The organism is Micromonospora sp. NBC_01392 (genome assembly GCF_045040125.1).
Classification (GTDB): domain Bacteria; phylum Actinomycetota; class Actinomycetes; order Mycobacteriales; family Micromonosporaceae; genus Micromonospora.
In genome coordinates, this window is sequence record NZ_CP109549.1 from 4,656,224 (window position 1) to 4,678,186 (window position 21,963).

15 protein-coding genes and 1 pseudogene are annotated in these 21,963 nt (G+C 72.5%); 3 read left to right on the forward strand and 13 right to left on the reverse strand.

Annotated features, from left to right (window positions below; genetic code table 11):
* The first annotated feature begins 35 nt into the window (after positions 1–35).
* Positions 36–1,550: a cellulose binding domain-containing protein gene (locus tag OG767_RS20340; RefSeq protein WP_405090011.1), complete on the forward strand. Its 1,515-nt coding sequence runs from the start codon at positions 36–38 to the stop codon at positions 1,548–1,550.
* A 78-nt stretch (positions 1,551–1,628) separates the two neighbouring features.
* On the opposite strand, the gene OG767_RS20345 is transcribed toward OG767_RS20340, so the two are convergent.
* The 3 genes and pseudogenes from OG767_RS20345 to OG767_RS20355 all read right to left on the reverse strand — a co-directional run.
* Positions 1,629–4,061, reverse strand: coding sequence for an ATP-binding protein (locus OG767_RS20345; protein WP_405090012.1), 2,433 nt, complete (start codon positions 4,059–4,061; stop codon positions 1,629–1,631).
* A gap of 13 nt (positions 4,062–4,074) precedes the next feature.
* Positions 4,075–5,433: an IS607 family element RNA-guided endonuclease TnpB gene (gene tnpB / locus OG767_RS20350; protein ID WP_405090013.1), complete on the reverse strand. Its 1,359-nt coding sequence runs from the start codon at positions 5,431–5,433 to the stop codon at positions 4,075–4,077.
* Positions 5,430–5,690: pseudogene (locus tag OG767_RS20355) on the reverse strand (IS607 family transposase); the annotation flags it as partial. The gene tnpB and the pseudogene OG767_RS20355, both read right to left, overlap by 4 nt.
* Positions 5,691–6,111: 421 nt before the next feature.
* On the opposite strand from OG767_RS20355, the gene OG767_RS20360 reads away from it, so the two are divergent.
* Both OG767_RS20360 and OG767_RS20365 read left to right on the forward strand, forming a co-directional pair.
* A complete protein-coding gene (locus OG767_RS20360; protein WP_405090014.1) occupies positions 6,112–8,868 on the forward strand; it encodes a glycosyltransferase in 2,757 nt (918 codons plus the stop codon).
* Positions 8,868–10,322 carry a radical SAM protein gene (locus tag OG767_RS20365; RefSeq protein ID WP_405090015.1) on the forward strand — a complete coding sequence of 485 codons (1,455 nt, stop codon included), beginning with the start codon at positions 8,868–8,870 and terminating at the stop codon, positions 10,320–10,322. The genes OG767_RS20360 and OG767_RS20365 overlap by 1 nt, the downstream gene beginning before the upstream one ends.
* Positions 10,323–10,326: 4 nt before the next feature.
* Here the strand turns inward: OG767_RS20365 and OG767_RS20370 are convergent, their stop codons facing one another.
* The 10 genes from OG767_RS20370 to OG767_RS20415 are packed head-to-tail and all read right to left on the reverse strand — an operon-like array spanning position 10,327 to position 21,731.
* A complete protein-coding gene (locus OG767_RS20370; RefSeq protein WP_405090016.1) occupies positions 10,327–11,568 on the reverse strand; it encodes an MFS transporter in 1,242 nt (413 codons plus the stop codon).
* Positions 11,565–13,328 (reverse strand): carbamoyltransferase, encoded by a 1,764-nt coding sequence (locus tag OG767_RS20375; protein ID WP_405090018.1) that lies wholly within the window; start codon positions 13,326–13,328, stop codon positions 11,565–11,567. Before OG767_RS20375 ends, OG767_RS20370 begins: the two co-directional genes overlap by 4 nt.
* Before the next feature lie 37 nt (positions 13,329–13,365).
* The gene (locus OG767_RS20380) at positions 13,366–14,724 is read right to left on the reverse strand and encodes an acetyl-CoA carboxylase biotin carboxylase subunit family protein (RefSeq protein ID WP_405090019.1); all 1,359 of its coding nucleotides are present in this window, start codon (positions 14,722–14,724) and stop codon (positions 13,366–13,368) included.
* A complete protein-coding gene (locus OG767_RS20385; protein WP_107155089.1) occupies positions 14,712–14,957 on the reverse strand; it encodes a hypothetical protein in 246 nt (81 codons plus the stop codon). Before OG767_RS20385 ends, OG767_RS20380 begins: the two co-directional genes overlap by 13 nt.
* An 11-nt stretch (positions 14,958–14,968) precedes the next feature.
* Complete coding sequence (locus tag OG767_RS20390) at positions 14,969–15,895, reverse strand: ornithine carbamoyltransferase (RefSeq protein ID WP_405090020.1); 927 nt, start codon at positions 15,893–15,895, stop codon at positions 14,969–14,971.
* Positions 15,892–16,950 (reverse strand): hypothetical protein, encoded by a 1,059-nt coding sequence (locus tag OG767_RS20395; protein ID WP_405090021.1) that lies wholly within the window; start codon positions 16,948–16,950, stop codon positions 15,892–15,894. The genes OG767_RS20390 and OG767_RS20395 overlap by 4 nt, the downstream gene beginning before the upstream one ends.
* The gene (locus OG767_RS20400) at positions 16,947–17,867 is read right to left on the reverse strand and encodes a diiron oxygenase (RefSeq protein WP_405090022.1); all 921 of its coding nucleotides are present in this window, start codon (positions 17,865–17,867) and stop codon (positions 16,947–16,949) included. The genes OG767_RS20395 and OG767_RS20400 overlap by 4 nt, the downstream gene beginning before the upstream one ends.
* The gene (locus tag OG767_RS20405; RefSeq protein ID WP_405090023.1) at positions 17,864–18,874 is read right to left on the reverse strand and encodes a pyridoxal-phosphate dependent enzyme; all 1,011 of its coding nucleotides are present in this window, start codon (positions 18,872–18,874) and stop codon (positions 17,864–17,866) included. The genes OG767_RS20400 and OG767_RS20405 overlap by 4 nt, the downstream gene beginning before the upstream one ends.
* 4 nt (positions 18,875–18,878) lie before the next feature.
* Positions 18,879–20,282 (reverse strand): amino acid permease, encoded by a 1,404-nt coding sequence (locus OG767_RS20410; protein WP_405090024.1) that lies wholly within the window; start codon positions 20,280–20,282, stop codon positions 18,879–18,881.
* 3 nt (positions 20,283–20,285) lie between these two features.
* Entirely contained in the window at positions 20,286–21,731 is a 1,446-nt protein-coding gene (locus tag OG767_RS20415) for a coproporphyrinogen-III oxidase family protein (protein WP_405090025.1), read from the reverse strand.
* Positions 21,732–21,963 lie beyond the last annotated feature (232 nt).

Genomic DNA, 21,963 nt, shown 5'->3' on the forward strand with positions numbered 1-21,963 from the left:
GTCCCCCCACATCGGACGTTGCTTGACTCGGCGTCATGACACACATTCGGAAAGCGATCGCCCGTACGGTGGTCGCCGGAGCGGTGATCGGCGCGACGGCGCTCACCGGACCCCTCGCCGGACACGCGGCGTCCGACCGGCCGGAGGCCACCCGGGCCCCCGGCACCATCCTCGACGTCATCCCGGCCCGGACCGTGGACCGGATGGTCGCCCAGGCCCCGCTCGTCGACGCCGCCAACGTCATCCGCACCGCGGTGGAGCGCACGCCGGCCCGCGGCTACGCCGGCATCGGCCTGGTCGACGACCACGTCACCCTGTGGTGGAAGGGCGCGCCACCCGCCGACGTCACGGCAGCCGTCACCGCCGCCCGCCGCACCGCGCCGGTCCAGGTGGCCGGCGCCACCTGGTCCCGCGCCGACCTGCGCAAGGCCGCCGCCCGACTCACCCCGGTGGTGGAGGCCGGCCCGGCGGGCGCCGGCCGCTCGGTGCGACTGCGCACCGACGGCAGCGGCATCGAGATCGCCGTCGACCGCACCCCGGGCGCCGCGCTGCCGAAGCTGCCGGCCACCGGCGTCCGGACCAGCGTGGTCACCCGCGACCGGATGGTGCCCCGGTCGCGGGCCAACGACGCCGCGCCGTTCGACGGCGGCGCGGGCATCGGGTTCACCACCCCCGGGTGCACCGCCGGCTTCGGCGTGCGCAACGCGGACACCAACGCCGGCTACGTCCTCACCGCCGAGCACTGCGGCGCCGTCGGCTCGCCCTGGCACGTCGGCTGGAACACGTCCACCGGCACCGGCACGCTCGTCGGCTACGCGGTCGACAGCAACGACGACCACGACACGATGATCATTTCGACGTCCGCCCCCGGGGACCACATCTACGTCGGCGGCCAGCACGACGAGGTCCGGGCCCGGGTGGCCGGCTGGACCGAGGTCTTCCCCGGCCAACTGCTGTGCCAGTCCGGGTACACCTCCGCCGGCGAACTCGGCGGCCCGGTCTGCAACCTGCGGGTCGAATTCCACTACGACGACATCGAGGACCTCGTCGAGGCCACCCAGCTCGACGGCGACGAGGCGGCCCGGGGCGGCGACAGCGGCGGCCCGGTCTACGCCGTCAACGCCGACGGCACCGTGCTCGCCGCCGGCACCACCACCCGGTCGGCGGGCCCGGGCTTCGGCTTCCAGGACTTCGCCACCGCCCGCGACGACTACGGCAACCTCGTGCCGGCGACGGCGAGCGCCAGCACCTGCCGGGTCTCCTTCGTCGTCACCAACTCGTGGGGCACCGGATACGCCGCCAGCGTCACCGTCTACAACGACGGCCCGGCCGTCAACGGCTGGTCGCTGGGCTGGACCTTCCCCGGCGGCCAGGTTCTCCAGGGCCACTGGAACGGCGTCTTCCAGCAGACCGGCCCGGCGGTGACCGTCACCAACGAGGGGCACAACGCCGCCATCCCGACCGGGGGCGCGGTGAACGTCGGCTTCACCGCCGACGGCTCCCCCGCCGTGCCGGCGCCGTTCACGCTCAACGGCACCACCTGCAACTGACCTCACCCACCGACCCGGGCTCCGTCGCACCGTCGGCGGGGCCCGGGCGTCGTGCCGGTCCGGTCCGGGCCGGTCCGCTCAGGCCGGCCGGTTCCGCCGCACCAGCCCCTGGACCAGTTCCCGGCGCAGCGTGGCGCGCAGCGTCCGCACCTCGGGGGCGTCCAGTTCGCCGCACCTGTCGAGCGCCCGCCGACGCAGCCGGCCGGCGTCGTCGCCCAGGTCCGGGTTCGCGTCGGCCAGGACCGCGAGCGCGTGCAGCGTCTGCGCCTCCCACCACGGGCAGGACAGCGCGGCGTACAGGGCCAACGCCGCCCGCAGCGCGTCGGCCGCCGCCTTCGCCCCGCCCAACGCCCGAAGCGCGAGCCCGTACCGGTGCACGGCGTTGGCCTCGCTGAACGTCGCGCCGCACCGCTGGAACACCCGGCGGGCACGGTCGTACTGGTCGGCGGCGTCCCGCCACCGACCCATCCCGGCCAGGTCCGCCCCCAGGCTCATCATCGCGCCGGCCCGGGCCACCGCCGCGCCGGTACGGCTGAGACCGTTGCCCCGGCCGTAGAACGCCAGCACCTCGCGGTGCACCCCGGCCGCCTCGGCGAACCGGCCGAGCGCGGCCAGCGCGGCGCCCTGCACGCTCGCCGCGCTGTACTCGCCGAGCGCGTACCCGATCTCGCGGAACAGGCCGACGGCCCGGTGGCTGTGGTCGATGGCCGGCCCGCCGTGCCCGATCCGGACCTGGATCGCCGCGATGTAGGTGAGTGCCCACGCCTCCTCGCGGCGGTCCCCGATCCGCCGGGCCAGGTCCAGCGCCCGGCCGAAGGCGACCAGCCCGTCGCTGTTGCGGTCCCGGCAGAAGTACCGGGCCCACCCCAGGAAGTTCAGGAGCACGGCCTCGTCGTGCGGACTGCCGGCGGCCTGGGCCGCGGCCAGGCCCAGCGAGAAGATCTCGTCCCAGGAGTGCCGGTGGCTGTTGGCGTCGGAATACCAGTGCAGCCCCCGGGCGACCGCGACCACGTCGGCGTGCCGTCCGCGCCGGGACGCGTCGCGCAGCGCCGCCAGCCAGTTGCCGGACTCCCGGTCCAGCCAGTACGCCGCCTCCCGGTCGTCGTCGAACTCCGAGTCGGCCCGGCAGGCGACCGGTTCGAACATCGCACCTGCCTGCCGGGTACGCCACAGCAGCCAGTCGACCATCCGGTCGTGCGCCCTGGTCCGGGAGCCCCGGTGCTCCTCGGCGTCGAGGCGCTCGGAGGCGTAGAGCCGAACCAGGTCGTGGAACTGGTAGCGGTCCCCCACGGTCAGGAGCACCCCGGCCTCGACCAGCTCCTCCAACGCCGCCGACGCGGTCTCCTCGTCGGTGCCGGCCACGGCGGCGACCAGCGCGGCGGCGAAGTCGGCGCCGGGAATCAGCGAGGCACGTCGGAACACCCGTGCGGTCATTGGGTCCAGTTGCCGGTAGGAGACCTCGAACGCGGACCGGACGTCCAGGTCACCGGCGGTCAGCACGGTCAGTCGCCGACGCTGGTCGTGGAGCAGGTCGACGAGCCGGCCGACCGTCCACTCCGGTCGGCTGGCGAGGCGGTTGCCGGCGATCCGGAGGGCCAGCGGCAGCCGGCCGCAGAGCTTGACGAGTTGATCCGCGGCGGCCGGCTCGGCGGCGATCCGGTCGGCGCCGACGATCGCCGTGAGCAGCAGTCGACCGGCCGCCGGCGAGAGCAGGTCGAGCGGCTGCCGGACCGCGCCGGCCAGACCGGTCAGCGGACGCCGGCAGGTGACCAGCACGAGGCACCGGTGCCCGGCCGGCAGCAGCGGACGCACCTGGGCCTCGTCCGCGGCGTCGTCCAGGACCAGCAGCAGCGGCCGGTCCCGCGAGAGGGTGCGGAACAGCCCACCCCGTTCGGCCGGTGACACCGGCACCCGGCTGTCCGGCACCCCGAGCGACCGCAGCAACCCGGCCAGCGCCTCGGCCGGGTCGACCGGTCCGGCCGGTGGGCCGCCCCGCAGGTCGACGAAGAGCTGCCCGCCGGCGAAGGCCGGACCGAGTCGTTGTCCGGCCGCGACGGCGAGGCTGGTCTTGCCGATCCCCGGCGGGCCGTGCACCACCACCACCACCGAGGCGGTGTCCGGCCGCCCGGCGGCGACGTCGGCGGCCAGCGTCGCGAGCCGGTCCAGGATCTCCGCGCGACCGGCCAGGTCCGGCAGGGGCGCCGGAAGTTCCCCCGGCACGGCCACCGCCGGGTGGTCCTCCGGCCCGACCGGACGGTCGGACGACTGCCGCTCGGCCCGGGCCAGGGCGACGAAGCGGTCACGGTCCGCCCCGGCCAGCCGCAGCGCGTCGGCGAGCAGCACCACCGTGCGCCGTTGCGGGTTGCGGACCCGACCGCGTTCCATCTCGCGGATGCTGCGGACGCTGGAGCCGGCCGCCTCGGCCAGCTCCTCCTGGGTCAGCCCCCGCTCCCGACGGAACGCCCTGAGCACCGCCCCGAACCGGTCACGCTGCACCTGACTTGTCGGCATGTTCCGTTACCTCTCAGTGCGCTCTAGCGAGCACACGAGTAGTAGTCCCGCCTTGCGGTGGGACGGTCCCGGTCTTGCCCGCCGTGGCGGTGCCGGGTTGACGCTTCGTCGCCGCCTGCCCCGCGAGCGGGGTCTTACGGTCGGCTCCACGTCCAGCCACCGGGCCACTCCCGGCGGTGTCGATCTCAGCCGCGAGCGCGGACAGGTTACGGGCGGCGTTGAGATCCCGATCGAGGACCAGGGCGCACGCCTCGCAGGTGTACTCACGCTGGGACAGGGCGAGTTTGGCTTTCACCGCGTCACAGCCCGAACACGTTTTCGATGAGGGGTACCAACGGTCGGCGACGATCAGCCGGCCGCCGTTCCACGAGGTTTTGTAGGCGAGTTGCCGGCGGATCTCGGCGAACGCGGCGTCGGCGATGTGTCGGGCCAGCCGGCGGTTACGCAGCATCCCGGCGACGTTGAGGTCTTCCACCACGACCGTGCCGTGTTCGCGGGCGAGGCGGGTGGTGAGCTTGTGCAGGCCGTCGCGGCGTAGGTTCGCCACCCGGGCATGAGCGCGGCCGAGCCGGTCGGCGGCGCACTGCCACCGCTTCGACGGGCGGTGCCCGGTTCGCCGGTTCGGGCCAGCCTTGCGGGTCATCGCCCGGCCGAGCGCGCGTAGACGCCGCTGGGCGTCGCCGAGGTGCCGAGGGTTGGGCACCAGCTCGCCGGTGGACAGGACCGCGAGGTGCTTCACGCCGACGTCCACGCCCACCACCGAGGCGGGGCGGGCTGGTTGGCGCTCGGCGCGTTGCACCTCGACGCAGAACGACACGTGCCAGCGTCCCCCGTCACGGCGCACCCTCGCGGACATGATCCGGGCGGTGCCGTTTTCGAGGCGGCGAGCCAGCTTGCGCGCCGACTCGTACAACGTCAACCGACCCAACCGAGGCAACACCACATGCATGCGGTCAGGCTCGACGCGGATCGCGCCCGTGGTGAACCGCACGGTCGGGGTGGCGCGGCGGCGGGACTTGAACCGGGGGAAGCCGACCAGCCGGGAGTCCGCCCAGTTCTTCAACCCCCGGGCGAGGGCGTCCAGGCCGGTGTTGAACGCCTCCTTGGAACACTCCCGCCACCACGGCGCGACGTCGTCCTTTGCCGCGTTCCAAGCCCGGCGCAACGCCGGCAGCGTCCATGACACACCCGGAGTTAGTTGGTGATCAGAAAGGCCGTAGGTGCGTTCCGCCGCCCGCTGGTCCATCACCGCTTTGACCCGGGCAAGCGCCCAGTTGTGGGCGACCCGGGCCGCCCCGGCGTGCGCGAGCACTGCGCGTTCCTGCGTGGGGGTGAGATCCAGGGCGAACCGATACGCTTGGATCGTCTTCACGCCGGCCCCTCGATGGCGGCCTCGACCGCGCGACGGGCGCGGTTCACCGAAGCGCGGCGGCCGTACAGGCGGACACAGAGGGATGTCAGGATCTCGGTGACGTCACGCACAAGGTCGTCGTCCACCTCGGCGGTGTCGACCACCAGGAGGCGGCGACCCTGCGCTTCGAGGGCGGCCTCGACGTACTCCGCGCCGAAGCGGGCGGATCGGTCCCGGTGCTCAACCACGATCGTCGACACAGCAGGGTCGCGTAGCAGGGCGAGCCGGTACGCAGGAACAGGCAACGTCCCGGACTCGTACCGCCGCCGTGCGGTTGCGTACGAGATGCCGGTGGCCACTGCCCACTCCTTCAGGTTCATCGTGCCGACTATTGCGAACTATTGAGCGCTCATGACGCCTGGAACGGCATCAGCATCCAGCCCTCACCACCCGACGCCCCACAGTGACGTAACGCGGATCGATGATCCCACGGTGGTGACCCTCCGCAGGGCACTGTGGACGGACTGTGATCATTGCCATGTCGGACAGCGCACCACCCGTAACGCGTCCTAGGAACCTGGTTCACCTGCTGGCCGATCGGCCGCAGAGCATCGGTCGGTGGGTCGTCGTAGGCTCGGCGGAACGCCACCGCTGCGGGGCGTGATCGCCGTCCGTGCCGTTCGGACAAGGGAGATCCGGATGCACCTGCCCCTCGACGCACCACTGTCGAGCGCGCCGAAGACCGCCGTCCTCTGGGGTGTCTCCTTCGACGGCACGCCGATGTCCGGAGTCGTGGTCGAGTTCGTCAAGCTCGCCGACGTGTTCCGCCAACGCGGCCACCGCGTGCTGCTGGACATCGGGTACGACATCAAGGAGGACAAGAACCGCTTCTTCGACCCCTACACCGACGAGGCCCGATACCTGCCGTCCTGGATCGAGCTGACCCGGGTGGACGGGCTCGCCGACGTCGCCGGCTACGACCCGGCGTTCGTCCGCGACACGCTGCACGCGGTACGCCACGGCGAGCCCCTGCCGTCCCGGACCGACGCGGTCAGCGACGCGATCGCCGACCGGATCGTCGCCACCTGGCGTCGCCACTCGGTGACGGCCGTGCTGGTGGAGAACGGCACGCTGCCGGAGAACGTCGCGTACACCCGGGCGCTCTACCGCGCCATCGAACGGTACGGCCGGGAGACGGGCCTGGGCACCTACGTGCTGTGGCGTGACCACGACCTGATGTGGACCAGTGAGCCGGCCAGCGGGAAGTACGGCGTTCCGCCCTACCCGCACGCGGTGCGCCCGGTCGACTCGCCGCACATCCGCTACCTCGCCCTGCACGAGCAGGCCCGCCGACGCACCCTGGACTGGTCCCCCGGGCTGCGGGACATCCGCGTGCTGCACAACTCGTTCCGGTTCGAGCCGGCGGAGCCGGACCCGGTCGACCGCCGGTTCCGGGCGCACCACGGGATCCCCGACGACGCGGCCCTGATCGCGCGCTTCACCCGGCTGGTGCCGCAGAAGCGGATCGACCGCGACATCGACCTGCTCGCCCGGCTGATCCGGTGGTTCGCCGACCGAGGGGTCGACCGGCCGGTCTACCTGTTCGTCGCCGGCGATCCCACCGAACACCCGGCCACGGCCGCGGCGCTGCGGGCGTACGCCGCACACCGGCAGGTCGCCCACCGGGTGGTCTTCGGTGGCCGGCTGGCGCCCCGTGACGTGCCCCCCGGCCCGGAACGCGGCCACACGGTGGGGGACCTGCTCGCGCAGGCCGACCTGACGTCGTTCCTGACCTCGTACGACTACGAGAGCTACGGGAACCCGATCGGCGAGTCGATCGCCTCCGGGGTGCCCTACCTGACCACCCGCTACGAGATGTACGACGCCGTGTACGGCAGCAAGGGGCTGCACGCGCCGGTGCTCGACGTGACCCCCACCGATGAGGCGCCGATCACCGACGCCTTCGTCGCCGAGGTCGCCGAGCTGCTCACCAATCCGGTCCTGCACCGCCGGGTGGCGGCCTTCAACCACGCCCGCGGCAAGCACTACTTCGCCGCCAACCGGGCCACGGAGCTGGTGGACGAGTTGCTCGGCGCCGCGCCGGCGCCCGTCCCGCGGCCCGGGCCGGCGGCCCCCGAGGTGTACGGCCGGGCGGGGCGGGCCGCCGTGCCCGCCCTGACGGCGGAAACCCGGATGACGGTCGTCCTGCCGGTGCTCGACGAGGCGGCCAACCTCGCCGCGGTGCTCGGATCGCTGGCCGGCCAGCGCGGGCCCGACGGCCCCCTCGACCGAGCGCTGTTCGACGTGCTGCTTGTCGACAACAACTCGACCGACGACACCGTGGCCCGGGCCCGCCGACTGGCCGCCGCCCATCCGGGGTTGCGCGTGCACGTCATCGGGGAGTCCGCGCAGGGCGTGTCGTGCGCCCGGAAGGCCGGCATGGACCTCGCCGCCGAGCGGGCCCGCCGGCGCGACGCGGCCGACACCGGCCTGCCCCCGTTCTACCTCGTCTCGGCGGACGCCGACTGCCGCGTCGACAGGTACTGGTTGTCGGCGCTGCTGACGGCGATGGACGGCGGCAAGGCCGCGATCGGGGTCTGCGACTACCACTACGACCGGGAGCACTTCACCGACCGGCCGTTGCTCTGGGACGCGATCGACCGGACGCTGCGGTGCCGGGCGGTGACGTTCGGCCTGTTCGGCGGCTTCCCCGACGGCAAGGGATTCGCGGTGGAACGGCAGGCCTACGAGCGGGTGGGCGGCATCGAGCTGTCCTACCAGGTCAAGGACGGCCGGTTCGTCAACCACCTCTCCGACGACTGGGACTTCGGCATCCTGGTCCGGGCCAGCGGTGACGACATCACGTACGTGCCCCGGTCCCGAGTGGAGATCAACCCGCGCCGGGTCGACCACGCGATCGACGAGGTGATCGCCGGGCGGGCGTACGGCGCCGGCGGCATCATCACCATGCGCGACATCCGCCCGGACGCCGCCCACTCCCCGGCCGTCGACCTCACCGAGGACGAGGCGGTCCAGGCGTGGGAGTTCTCGATCAAGGACTTCGTGCCGAAGAACATGATCCTTCCGGTGCTGCTGACCCCGGCCCTGCTCGACGAACGCGCGGTGATCGAGTTCTTCACGCCCGCGCTGGCGGACCGGCTGGCGCGACGCATCGCCGAGATCAGGGCCGAGAGCCGGCTGATCGACTTCGTCCCCATCCACTCCTACAAGTCCCCCAGCTTCCGGCTCTACTTCGAGTTCGCGGCGGAGTTGTTCGCCCGGCTCCGCGCCACGGTCGGGCCGGACATCGGATATCCGCCACCGCTGCCGGACTGCCTCCAAAAGATCCGGGAGGAGGGCGACCCCGGGCGGTTCCGCGACTTCGTCCGCCACTACTGCGAGGACCGCGAATCCGGCGCGGCCCACGACTACTTCGGCAACGGAGGGGTGTTCTGATGAGCGACGCCTACGAGGACGCGCTGGCCTCGCTGTCCCACCTCGACCCCGACCATCCGCGGCCCGCCGTCGTGGACGTGCTCGCCGCGCCGGAGAACCGCCGGCTGCTCGAGTACGTCGCCCTCGACCCGTTCGGGTCGCACGTCTTCCCCGGCGACATCCCGGACGCCCCCGTGGACTCCTTCCTCGACGACCTGAACGCGCAACTGGCGAACACCCGGCCCATCCACCTGTGGTCCTACATCCCGACCTGCAGCTACCGGTGCCGGTTCTGCCAGTACCCGGTGGTGCTGGTGAAGGGCGACCCGACGGTCACCCGGGCGAAGGTGGACCGGTGGGTCGACCTCAACATCCGGGAGGCCCAGCTCTGGCTCGACCGGGTGCCGAACCTCCGCGACGCGCCGATCGGCGAGTTCAACGTCTTCGGCGGCACCCCGTCCCTGATGTCGCTCGACGCGGTGGCCCGGCTGCTCGACTTCTACCGCGCCAACTTCGCCTTCGCCCCGGACACCGCCGTCCGTTTCGAGGGCGACCCGACCACCTTCACCGAGCCGCTGTTGGAGTTCCTGCTGGAGCAGGGTTGCCGCAAGCTGTCCTGCGGGGTGCAGTCGTTCGACGACCCGGTGCTGCGGCTGTCCGGGCGGGAGCACGAGGCCGTCGAGTGCCGGGCCTTCCTGGCGAACACCCGCCGGCTCGGCTTCGACTGGGTGACCGTCGACCTGATGTACGGACTGCTCGACCAGACCGTCGACAGCGTGCGGCGTGACCTCGACACCGTTCGGGAGTACGAGGTGCCCGGCCTGGTCTGCACCAAGCTGCACCTGCGCTCGTACGCCGACACCCGCACCGGTGTCGCCGGTGACCGGCCCGCCGCCTGGCAGTTCGCCGGCTACCGGGACCGGCTCGCCGCCGCCGGCCACCACTGGCCCACGCTCGGCGAGCAGTACCAGATGCGCGACGTGCTGGCCGGTGGGTTGACTGCGGCGGGCTACCGGGAGCACCCGACCATGTACTTCCACCGGGCCGGGCACGCCCCGGAGATGTGGAAGGCCATCATGGTGGACCAGGACCGGCAGGACGCCGAGGTCGCCATCGGCCTGGGCGGCAGCTCCAGTTGCCGGCGCTCGGAGGCGATGACCGAGGTCAACGAGCGGCGTTACGTCGAGGCGGTGGAGGCCGGTGTGCTGCCGCTGGCCTCGGCCACCCGGTTCGGGCCACTGGCCACCGAGTCCCGCTCGATCAAGATGGCCCTGTCGACGCTGCAACCGCTGCGGGACGACCTGCACCGGGAACGGTTCGAGGGCCGGTCCCTGTTCGACGAGCCGTGGGGCAGCGCCTTCGCCGCCCTGGAGCGCCGCGGCCTGCTCACCACGGACCGCGACGCCGGCTCCGTCACGCTGACGTCCACCGGCGAGGTCCTGGTGGAAGCCATCATGCACACCGAGCTCGGGTAATGCCTCACTGATCCGCGCCTCGACGGCGGAGCCCGACGTGCGACTGGACCAGGTATGTCATCCCGGCCAGGAGGGAGAGCACGCCGGAGAGGACGACGGCCCCCCGGTAGCGGCCGGCGGACATCAGGGTCCCGTAGGCGAGGGAGGCCGCGGCGCTGCCGGCGAAGATGCCCATCCGCTGGACCCCGTTGACGAACGCGCGGGTGCCCTGCGCGGCCCGGCTGTTGGCGAAGTTGTCGAGGACCGGCATCTGGGCGTAGTGCGCCCCCTGGCGCAGCAGGTACCAGAGCACGAAGAAGCCGGCCGTGCCGGCGGTGGCGCTCAGGATCTGCAGGAACAGGGCCGCGATCATGGCGAAGCCGGCCACCCGGAGGGCGCCGCCGCGCTTCATCAGCGGGAACAGGACGAAGATGCCCAGGACGCTGGCCAGGCGGTCCGCGACCAGGAGCCAGCCCAGCGACTCGGTGGCCAGGTGCAGGTAGTTGACGGCCACCAGGTTGATGAAGCGGATGGCGAGGACACCGGCGCCGCCGACGAGGACGGCGAGGACGAACAGGCCGGCGAGGTGACCGGCGTTGGCGCGCAGGGCCGGCAGCACCGGGGGGCGGGGCTCGCCGGGCACGACGGCCGGCGCGGCGTCGCGGCGCCACATCGCGATGCGGGCCACGCCGATCAGCACCGCCAGGACGGCGGAACACAGCAGGTCGAAGCGGTACCAGCCGGCGGTCTCCGCGCCGACGCGGGCGAGCAGCACGCCGGCCACGTTGCCGACCGCGGAGGCGGTCAGGAAGGCGACGAAGCCGGTGCGGAACAGCGCGAAGCGTTCCTGCTCGTCGTGGATGGCCGAGGCGAGCACAGCGTTGACGCTGACCAGCATCAGGGCCGAGCAGACGCTGTTGAGACCGAACAGCAGCAGGTGGGCGGAGAGGCTGTCGACGAACGGGATCGCCAGCATCGTGCCGGCGAAACCGAAGCTGCTGAGCAGCATCATCGGTTCCAGACCGAGCCGGTCGGTGAAGGCGCTCAGCGGCAGCACGATCACCGCCATCACGGTGAAGCCGACCGAGAAGACCTGCCCCGCGCCGGCCGGCGGGATGCCCACCTGCCCCAGGAACAGGGCGTAGTACATGTCGAACAGACTGGTCGCCAGGCCGAAGAAGACCTGGCTGAGCACGAAGCCGGTGCGGACCCGCCGCAGGTGGTGCTCGCGGCGGGTCACGGAACCGGTGTCCGGAAGCAGAGTCACCGAGCAGAGTCTCCCGTCAGCGGGGTGCGCGCCGGGTGCGACGCGCCGAGCTCTCGCCCGGCCTTGGACACCAGGATGCCGTCGAGGTAGAGGTGGTCGAGTTCGGTGCGGACGAAGGTGCAGAGCGCGTGCAGCGGCGTCTCGACGATCGGCTCCCCGGCGTCGTTGTACGACGTGTTCAGCACGATCGGCACCCCGGTCAGCTCGTGGAAGGCGGAGATCACCGCGTGGTAGGCCGGGTTGTCGTCCGCCGAGACCGTCTGCAGGCGGGCGGTGCCGTCGACGTGCGTGATGCTGGGGACGCTCTCCCGGCGGGCCGCGACGACCTGCGGGACGAGCAGCATGAAGTTGCTGTCACCGGTGAAGTCGAACCACTCCCCCGCGTGCTCGGCGAGCGCGGACGGGGCGTACGGGCGGAACGGCTCCCGGTGCTTGACCACGTTGTTCAGGTAGTCGCGCATCGCGGGGTGCCGGGGGTCCGCCAGCATGCTGCGGTTGCCCAGCGCGCGCGGGCCGATCTCGGAACCGCCGTTGAACCACCCCACCACCCGGTGCGCGGCGAGCAGCTCGGCGACGTCCCGGGGGCCGGCCTCCCGCGAGGTCAGCTCGACCCCGGTGTGGTCGGCGACCCGGCGCACCGCGTCCAGCACCTCGTCCCGGGAATACGCCCGGCCGAACGACGCCGTCCGCATCACCGAGGGACGCCGGTTGCCGAGCAGCTCGACGCTGCCGTAGAGGGCCGCGCCGATCGCGACGCCCGAGTCGCCGGCCGCCGGCGGGATGAAGAGGTCACGGAACGGCGACTCGGTGCGTACCCGCTCGTTGGCGACCGAGTTGAGCATGACGCCACCGGCCATGCAGAGGTTGTCCGAGCCGGTCAGCTCGTGCGCCACGCCGGCGAGGTGCAGCATCGCCCGCTCCAGCTCGGCCTGCACGTGGTGGGCGACGTCCTCCGCGAACGGCGACTGCCAGCGCAGCGGGTCGGCCGGGTCGTAGTCGGCGCCCTCCTCGGCGAGCAGCCGTTGCCAGATGTCCTCGAGATCCTTCTGGGCGGAGCGGATGTCGAACCCGTCCAACGTCAGCCAGTGCCCCCAGTCGGGACGCGGCCGACCGTAGGGCGCCAGCCCCATGGTCTTGCCCGCCTCGGGATAGCCGCCGCAGCCGAACACCCCGAAGTCGGGGGTGCCGTACCGGGTGACGAAGCCCAGCCGGGCGGTGAAGAAGTCGTAGAACAGGCCGAGGCTCAGGTCGGAGTAGTCGGCCGGGTAGCGGCAGGCGGTCACCGGCGCCAACCGGTCGCCGTCGCCCCGGAAGAGGGTGTGCTTCTCGATGCTGCCGTCCGGGAACCGGGCGCCGGCCTGGTCCACGACGAGCACGGCCGCCTCGTCGTACCCGGACGGGTGGTAGGCGACGGCGGCGTGGGCGCGGTGGTGGCCGGGCAGCGGCAGCGCGCGGACCTTGCTCTTGTCCTTGATGGGCAGCTCGCGCAGGATGCGGTGGACGGCGCCGTCGCCGAGGGGTCGGTTGCCGACCACGAGGTCCACGTCGTCGATCCCGGCGCCGACCGCGTCGAGGCAGTAGGCGATCGCCTTCATCGGCAGGGTCTTGGTGATGCGTTCGAAGTGGCCCTGCACGAGGAAGCCCTCGGAGTGCTTGATGCGGTCCAGGCGCTCCTCCTCGACGGCGACGGCGATCTCGCCGTCGCGAACCAGGCAGGCGGAGCGGTCGTGGCTGAGGTTCAGACCGAGCACGAGAGACATCGGACTCCATTTCCTAAGTCGGAGCGGTGCGGGCTGGTCAGGGCGTCGTGCGGCAGCGGTCCATCGCCTCGGCGAGGCCGTCGAGGATGCGGACCGCGTCGTCGCGCAGCGTCAGCGGGTCGGTGGTCCGCAGGAAGAGCAGGCCGGCATAGCCCAGAACGCCGGTGTTCGGGTGGTAGCGGGGCATCGGGCTGCCCGGCTCCTGGGACTGGCCGCGCACCAGCTCGACGCTGGTGGCGGGTGACACGAGCGACGACCAGTCGACCCGGTCGGGGTCGAACGGCGGCAGGACGGGCCAGGGCTTGCCCGCCGAGTCGGACGCGATGACCGAGAGGGACGCGGCGGCGCAGGTGGCGTCCGAGGGCAGGAGCAGCCGCCCCGGCAGCTCGGGCCGGTCGCCGAGCGCGGCGGCGTGCTGGAGGGCGACGAGGTCGACGCCGTAGACCTCGAGCAGCTCCCGGGTGACCGCCGCACCGCCGGCGCGGGCCGCCGACTCCAGCAACCGCACCGTGCCGTCGGCCATCAGTTTGAACTCGGTGTGGGTGGCGCAGGTGTCCAGGTCCAGCGCGTCGACGGCGCGGCGGGCGACGTCCGCGATGCGCTGTTGCAGCTCCGGCGCCAGCACGCACGGCGCCTGGTTGCTCAGCTCCACGTACACCGGGATCGTCGGCAGCCGCGCGGTGATCGCCAGGGGGTGGTAGGTGCCGCCGGTCACCAGCCCTTCGACGCTGAGGTAGTCGCCGAAGCCCGGCTCGGTGTACCAGCCATCGGTGCTCGACTCGATGACCTCCTCGGCCAGGAACCGGGGTCCGCTGGAGCTGCCGTGCTCGTACATGCCCGATCTCCTCGCGGCGTCGACGGCCGCCGCGAGTTCCCGCCACACCGGTTCGACGTCGTCGCCCGGCTGGATCGTGGCCTGCCCGATCGAGCCGGCGCCCAGCACCGACTTGACGATCACCGGGCCGGCCAGCTCGGCGCAGGCCGCGGTCAGGTCGTCGAGCGAGTCGACCGGGCGGAACGCCGGGTTCGGCACCCCGGCTGCCGCCCAGGCGCGGCGCATGAGCAGCTTGTTGCGGGAGGTCGCCGCGCCCGGACCGGGCCCGGGCAGGCCGAGCCGCCGGCAGGCCGCCGCGGTGGGCACCACGCAGTACTCGGAGAAGGTGAGCACGGCGTCGGCGCGGACGGCCGTGGCGTGCGCGACGATCTCGTCGGCCAGCGGGGCGTCCGGCCGGGCGTGGTGGAGCCGCCGGCACAGCCGGAACAGGAGTTCGCGTTGCCAGGGCTGGGGCTCGCCGACCAGCAGCACGTCGACGATGGCCCGGCTGGTCAGCCTCGGCAGCAGGTATTCCAGCGCCGGGCCACCCTTGCCGTACACCAGCAGGGTCACTGGTTGCATGCGTCATCGCTCCTGTTCGCGGGGGCCGACCTGGAGAAGCCGGTCGGCGTCTGCCAGAGATGGGTACGCAGGGACGTCCGCATGGCCCGCAGTTGTCCGTCGATGGTGTGCAGGTCCTCGCGGCTGGGGCGCCGCGGCGCCGGCCCGAGCAGGGGCAGCAGCACCTCCACCGCTTCCAGCAGGCACAGCACCGCGTCCCGCTCGGCGGTGACCGGCCCGGCGTGCACCGCCACCGTCAGGCGGCTCAGGTGCCCCAGCAGGTCTGCAGGACCGCCGTCGCGCTGTCCAGTTTCATCCGGGCCTGCTGCCACACCAGGCTCCGCGGCGACTCGAGGACGGCCGCGGCCACCTCCTCCCCGCGGTGCGCCGGCAGGTCGTGCAGGAACACCGCCTGCGGCCAGCGGCTCAGGAAGGCCTCGTCGATGTGGAAGGGCCGGAAGGTCTGGCGCCACAGCGGGTCCTCCTTGACGGTTCCGGTGGTCTGCCACCGTGTGGTGTACACGCAGTCGGCGACGTCCGGCAGGTCGTCTCGTTCGTGGGTCTGGCGCACCCGGGCGCCGGCCACGGCGTCCTCCGCCGCCGCGGCCAGGGTCGCGGCGTCGAGGCCGTAGCCCGGTGGGGTGTAGAGGGTCAGCTCGGCACCCGGGATCCGGGCCAGCGCGTGCGCCAGCGCGGAGGCGGTGTTGTTGCCCTCACCGACGTACACCACCCGGATGCCGTCCAGCGGGCCGAGGTGCCGTCGCAGCGTGGCCAGGTCGCACACCGCCTGGGTGGGGTGCTCCTCCCGGGCCATCGCGTTGATCAGCGGCAGGTTTCCGGCGTCGCGCATCCGGGCCAGCTCGGCGACGGTGCGGGTGCTGCGGATCACCACCCCGTCGAGCATCAGCCCGAGGATCCGCGCGGTGTCCTCGGCGGACTCGCCGGTGTTGGTCTGCAGGCTCTCCGGCCCGTAGGGCAGCACCTGCGCGCCGAGTCGGAGCGCCGCCACGCTGAACGCGGTGCGGGTCCGGGTCGAGGTGCGTTCGAAGAGCGTCGCCACCACCGCGCCGGTCAGGCTCGGCGGCACCGCGGCCGGGTCGTCGGCGACCCGGACGGCGGCGTCGACCAGGTCGGTGAGCTGCGCGGCGGTGAGGTCGCGCAGGGAGATGAGGCTGCCCCGACGGCCGGTCATCCGAGGTCCACCGTCGACCCGAGACCGGCGCGGACGGCGTGGCGACGCACCGCCTCGATCAGGGCGACGTCGAGCACGCCCATCCCGAAGGGGTTCACCACGGTGTAGGAATCCGTGCGGACGAGCCGGTGCCGGCCGGTGACCAGGCCGCCGATCGTGCCGTCGATCGCCCGGCCGGTGGCCGACCCGGGGCGGGTGACCCGACCCTGCGCCATCAGCGCGCCGAGCGGGCGCCGGGGATTCTCCGCGACCAGGTCGACGTCGTCGACGTAGAGGGCGCCGGCGGCGAGCAGCGCCTCGACGGTCAGGTCGGCCAGCGACACGTTGACCACCAGGGCGCCGGCGGGTATCCACGCCGGCGGCAGGTAGCCCGCGTCGGCGGTGGTCGTGGCGATCGTCACCTGGCTGGCCGCGACGGCGGTGGCCGCCTCGGCGGTGACGCGTACGTCCAGCTCGGGGCGGAGCCGGCGCAGGCGTTCCGCGAGGCCGTGGGCGGAGGCGCCGACGTGGTCGTGGAGGGTGACCCGGGACAGTCGCGGGAGGGTCTCCAGGAGCAGGGCCGCGTGGGTGCCGCCCTGCGCGCCGCAGCCGAGCACGGTCAGGCTCTCCGCGTCCGTGTGTCCGGTGAGGTCCACGGCGAGGGCGGAGACGGCAGCGGTGCGTACGGCGCTGACGATCCCGACCTCCACGACGGCCATTATCCGGGCGGTCTCCGGGTCGAAGCAGAGTCCCACGCCGCCGGCGCGTTCCAGTCCGACCTCCGGATTGGAGACGCTGGCGTTGATGATCTTCATGCCGTAGGCGCCCGGCACCGCGCCGGGCATCCCGATGGACCGGGTGTACGCGCCGCGGCTGTTGTCCCAGCGCAGGTACGCCTCGCCGGGCAGCACGCACCGTCCCGCGTCGTGGTCGGCGAGGGTACGCCGGACCAGCGCCACCACGTCCAGCGCGTCGAGGCAGCGCAGGACGTCCGCGCGGGACAGCACCGCGACACTGCCCGGCCCGCGGAGCCCGGGCAGCCCGGCCGTGAACCATCGGTCGACGGAGGTGGTCACAGAAGTCCCTCCTCGTGGAAGGCGTCGAGCCCCTCGGGCAGGTCGAGGACCCCGCAGGAGCGGAACAGTCGGACGGACTGGACGGCCTGGTCGCGCGTGGTCCGACGCACCGACTCCGGTGGGTAGACGTCGCGGACCACGTCCTCGACCTGCGTGGGGGTGAGCCCGGCGGCGGCGAGGTTGGCCCGGGCGGGCCGCAGGTCCGGCCGCAGGCTGTGGCCGATCAGCCGGGGCAGACAACGCGCGGTCTCCCGGCGGGCGGCCGAGTCGAGCCCGGACCACACCTCGCGGAACAGGTGCGAGAAGAAGACGTGGTGCCTCCCCTCGTCCCGGGCGTGGTCGCGGACCGTCTCGCGGACCAGCCCGACCACGTCCGGGTCGTTCGGCAGCTCCGCCAGCAGCGTCGTCACCAACGTCTCGAAGACGACGACCTGGAGCAGTTGCGGCAGCGTCCCACGGTGCGGCATCGCGCCGGAGGAGATGTCGTCGAGGCGGTTCAGGAACGGGGTGAAGTCGTACGGCAGCGCCTCGACCCGGCTCGCGGACTCCAACTGCCGCACCACGTCGAACGAGTAGAGCGCGTGGTACGCCTCGTCACAGTAGATCTTGAACGCGTCGAGCCGCACGTCCCGGCGCAACGGCGCGTCCACCCGGCCGTTCGCGAGCATCTCCGCGGCCCGGTTGACCACCCTCGTCTCGAAGTGGGCGGTGAACGCGAAGTAGTGGTAGGCGTGCCGGGCCACCAACGCGGTCCGAGCCTCGTCGGCCAGGCCGGCCAGCAGCTCGTGGTCGAGGTAGGGGATCAACCTGGCCGGGAAGAGCACCTTGCCGCCGTCCATCTCGTCGGCCAGCACCCGGCGCGGATCCACCCGCACGCCCGCCCGGTCGAACCAGTCCCGCAGCGGATCGGCGTTCATACGGTGCTCCATTCCACCGGACCGCGGACGACAGCCGGCGGGTCGGTCCGGAACCCGTGCGCCGCCCGCCAGTGCGGGGAGTACACCGTGTCCAGGTAGTTGCCGGCGCCGTCGGCGCAGACGCAGACGACGTCGGTCAGCCGGTCCCGCTCGATCAGCCGCAGGGCCGCCGCGACCAGCGCGCCGGAGCTGGCGCCCACCCCGATGCCGGTCTGCTCCAACAGCCAGACAGCGGCGGCGACCGCCTCGGCGGGACGGACCCGTTCGACCGGTCCGTCGGCCGCCGAGACGAAGCCGGAGCACTTGCTGGAGCCGATCCCGGACAACAGTCGCGGACCGTCGGTGTGCCCCACCGCGTGCGAGCCCGGCACGTCGACCCCGACGACCGTCCACTTCGTGGCGCGGGCGGCGTAGCTGCGCAGGCCGGACAGCGTGCCGCCGGTGGAGACGGCGGCCAGGACGACGGTGTCGGCGGGAACCTGCCGGGCCAGCTCCGGCGCGGTGCCCCACTCGTGCGCGGCCGGGTTGGCGGGATTCTCGTACTGGTTGGTCCAGCGCAGGGTGGGCCGCTCGGCGAGCATCCGGTCGACCAACGCGAGGCGGCTGAGCAGGTAGCCGCCCCGACCGTCCTCGTCGGTGGCCACCACCACCGAGGCGCCGAAGCGCCGCATCTCGCGTACCGCGTAGGCCGGGGTGCGCGGGTCCACGACCGCCGTGAACGGCACGTGCGCGGCGGACGACAGCGCGGCCAGGGCCACCCCGAGGTTGCCCGACGTGGACTCGATGATGCCGGTGACCGGGTCGACCTGGCCGGCCAGGGAACCGAACAGGGCGACGGCGGTGCGGTCCTTGATCGATCCGCACGGGTTGAACGACTCGAGTTTGAGCCGCAGCGTCCCCTCCCGGCCGCCGGCCGTGACCGGCACGGAGACCACGGGGGTGTCGCCCACCAGGAGCGGGATCAGTCCGGTCCGTGGGGTCGGGACGGCGAGGTCGGGACCGGTCATCGGGTCACCGTGCCCCGACGGGCTCGGGGGCGTCCGGGTCCGGCGCCCCGGCCGCCCGACGGCGCCGGGCGTGGACCGCGTACGCCACCAGAACCCCCACCAGCAGCGGCACCCCGCTGAGCATCGGCAGGCCGAACGTGTCGCTGAACGCCATGGACACGAGCACCGCGGCCAGCACGACCATGGCCAGCACCACGGCCACGGTCAGTCCGCCGTCCGCCGGACGTTCCGCGCGCCGGTAGGCGAGGTAGGTGGCGAGGATGAGGATCCAGGTCAGCAGCGCGCCCGACAGCGAGAACCCGATCAGCGCCAGGAACGCCCGCTCGGGGGCGACCGCCGCGAGCAGGGCCGCCAGCAGCAGCCCGGCCCCGGAGACCAGCAGCGCGGGCAGCGGCACGCCGCGCCTGTCGACCCGGCCGAACAGCCGTGGCGCCTGGCCGCTGCCGGCCAGTCCGTGCAGCGTGCGGCTGGCGACGTAGACGTTGGTGTTCATGGCGGACAGTGCCGCGGTCAGCACCACCGCGTTCATCACGTGCACCGCGGCCGGGACCCCGGCGATGTCGAACAGTCGGACGAACGGGCTGGCGTCCACCGAACCACCGGCCGCCGCCTCGTTCCAGGGTACGAGCGAGACGACGACCGCGGTGCCGAGGACGTAGAACAGCAGCAGCCGCAGCACCACACCGCGGGTGGCCGCGACCAGGTCCCGGCCGCCGGCGCGCGCCTCGCCGGCGGCCACGGCGAGCGCCTCGGTGCCCATGTAGCTGAAGGTCACCAGCACCATGGCGAGCCAGATGCCGCCCACGCCGTGCGGCGCGAACCCGCCGTGGTCGGTCCAGGCCGACAGCCCGGTCGCCGACCGGCCGCCGAGACCGACGAAGATGGCGACGGCGCCCAGGCCGACGAAGACCACGATCGTGATCACCTTGATCATCGCGAGCCAGTACTCGAACTCGCCGAACACGCCGACGGTGAACGAGTTGACCACCAGCACCAGCGTCGCGAAGAGCACCGCGGGCACCCACAGCGGCAGCCCCGGCCACCACAGCTTCAGGTAGATGCCGACCGCCAGCGCCTCGCTGCCGATGTTGACGACGCCGGCGATCCAGTACCACCAGCGCTGGGCGAACGCGGGGCCCGGGCCCAGGTAGCGCTCGGCCATGCCACCGAACCCGCCCGCGTCGGGATGTGCGGCGATCATGCGGGTGAGCGCGTACGCGAGGGTCACCGCGACGGCGCCCCCGATGGCGTAGGCGACGGTGACCGCCGGACCGGCGGTCGAGATCGCCTGACCCGAGCCGAGGAAGAGGCCGGTGCCGATCGCGCCGCCGAGGCCGATCATCCTCAACTGCCGCCCGGAGAGCTCCCGCCGCAGCGATGCGCCACCGGGGGTCGACTGTGTGGTCATGGCCTAGTGCTCGACAGTCGGCAGCAGGGGGCGACGGCCGGCGGTGGCCACGCCGGCGCCGACCGGGTCACGCTCCAGCGGCGAGAAGTCGTACCTGTCGAGCGGATCCCGCTTGAGGTCGACGATCCGCGAGTTGGCGTCCTGGACCCGGGCCAGGACCTGCGGGCTCACCAGACGCAACGCGATGCTGTCGGCGACCGGTACGCCCTTGTCGGTCAGCCGGATGGCGTCGTCGTCGATCCGGATCAGGTCGTGCTCCCGGTACGGCGCCAGCTCGGCGGCGAAGTGCTCGGCGGGGTCGACGCCGTAGCGGCTGCGGAAGTCGTCGCGCCCGACGCCGCGCGAGCGCAGGTTGAACATGACCGCCCGGCGCATCCGCTCGTCGGTCGACAGGTGCACGCCGTGCCAGACCGAGGGGCGACCCGCCTCGACCCGCTGCATGTAGCCGTCCATGGTGCAGTCGTTGTAGTACTGCGTGTTCCCGACGTAGCCGAACCCGGAGACGCCGAACGGCAGCAGGTTGGTGTCCTCGATGGAGTCGTACTTGTTCTCCTGCTGGCGGGAGTGGGTGGCCGCCTTCGAGTAGTAGAAGAGCGGACCGCGCCGGAAGCCGAGCCGCCGGGTCAACGCCTCGGTCATGAAGTGCATGCGCAGCCGCTGCCGCAGGTCGGGGAAGATCCCCGGCTCGTTGCGGTAGTGCGCCGAGATCGGGTCGGCCTGCTTGAACATCAGCGGGAAGATGTTGAACTTGTCGACGCCGTACCCGATCAGGCTGGTCAGCGTGGTGTACCAGTTCTCCTCGGTCTGGTACGGCAGCCCGAAGATCAGGTCCACCGAGTGGTTGTCCAGGCCCCGCTCGTGCAGCAGGTCGAGCAGCCGGTAGACGTGGGACGCCTCATGCCCACGGTTGAGCTTGCGCAGCACCCGGTCGTCCATGGACTGCACGCCGAAGACCCACCGGTTCACCCCGGCGTCGCGCAGCGCGTCGAGCCGGTCGGTGTAGTCGGGGGCGTCGATGACCGACGGGTGCAGCTCGAAGGTGATCTCGGCGGTGCCCGGGATGTCGATGTGCTGCCGCAACCGGGCGAAGAGCGCCGTGATCTGCGCGGCGGACAGGTAGGACGGGGTGCCGCCGCCGAAGTAGACCGTTTCCGCGGTGACCCGGTGCGGAAGCATGCCGGTCACGATCTCGAGCTCACGGTGCAGCGCGGCGAGGTACCGGGTCACCCGGGGCGAGTCCGGCCGGATCTCCTTGGCGAAGTGGCAGAACGTGCAGCGCTGTTCGCAGAACGGCAGGTGCAGGTAGATGTTCGCGTTCCGGGTCAGGCCGGTGAAGGTTTCGGCCGGGGTGATCTCCCCCATTGCCTTGAGCGGCGGGTAGGTGCCGACCAGATAATAGTTTTCGATCGGTTGCAGAATGCCGATGTCGGCAAGCTGGTCGACCGGCATCGCGGCCAGGCTGCGCTCAGCTTCCGCGCGGATTTCCGAAAAGGGCGGAAAGGATTGGGACATGGGTAAGCCTCCTGTTGTCCCGGACGGGCGGAACGGCATGTGTGGCGGCTTCGGTCATGCGGTGGCCGCCACCGCGATGTGGTGGCCGTACCTGCGAGAGAGCAGGAAGAAGCTGTCGCCACGGCGACAGCCAGGGCGACGTCAACAGGTTGACAGATAACTCAGGTCT

Excerpts from the sequence above, each read along its gene's own strand:
- OG767_RS20400 (WP_405090022.1), bottom strand. The coding sequence starts at position 17,867 with ATGAACGCCGATCCGCTGCGGGACTGGTTCGACCGGGCGGGCGTGCGG.
- OG767_RS20340 (WP_405090011.1), top strand. The coding sequence starts at position 36 with ATGACACACATTCGGAAAGCGATCGCCCGTACGGTGGTCGCCGGAGCG.
- OG767_RS20380 (WP_405090019.1), bottom strand. The coding sequence starts at position 14,724 with ATGCAACCAGTGACCCTGCTGGTGTACGGCAAGGGTGGCCCGGCGCTG.
- OG767_RS20405 (WP_405090023.1), bottom strand. The coding sequence starts at position 18,874 with ATGACCGGTCCCGACCTCGCCGTCCCGACCCCACGGACCGGACTGATC.
- OG767_RS20365 (WP_405090015.1), top strand. The coding sequence starts at position 8,868 with ATGAGCGACGCCTACGAGGACGCGCTGGCCTCGCTGTCCCACCTCGAC.
- OG767_RS20375 (WP_405090018.1), bottom strand. The coding sequence starts at position 13,328 with ATGTCTCTCGTGCTCGGTCTGAACCTCAGCCACGACCGCTCCGCCTGC.
- OG767_RS20360 (WP_405090014.1), top strand. The coding sequence starts at position 6,112 with ATGCACCTGCCCCTCGACGCACCACTGTCGAGCGCGCCGAAGACCGCC.
- OG767_RS20410 (WP_405090024.1), bottom strand. The coding sequence starts at position 20,282 with ATGACCACACAGTCGACCCCCGGTGGCGCATCGCTGCGGCGGGAGCTC.
- OG767_RS20390 (WP_405090020.1), bottom strand. The coding sequence starts at position 15,895 with ATGACCGGCCGTCGGGGCAGCCTCATCTCCCTGCGCGACCTCACCGCC.
- OG767_RS20345 (WP_405090012.1), bottom strand. The coding sequence starts at position 4,061 with ATGCCGACAAGTCAGGTGCAGCGTGACCGGTTCGGGGCGGTGCTCAGG.
- OG767_RS20415 (WP_405090025.1), bottom strand. The coding sequence starts at position 21,731 with ATGCCGGTCGACCAGCTTGCCGACATCGGCATTCTGCAACCGATCGAA.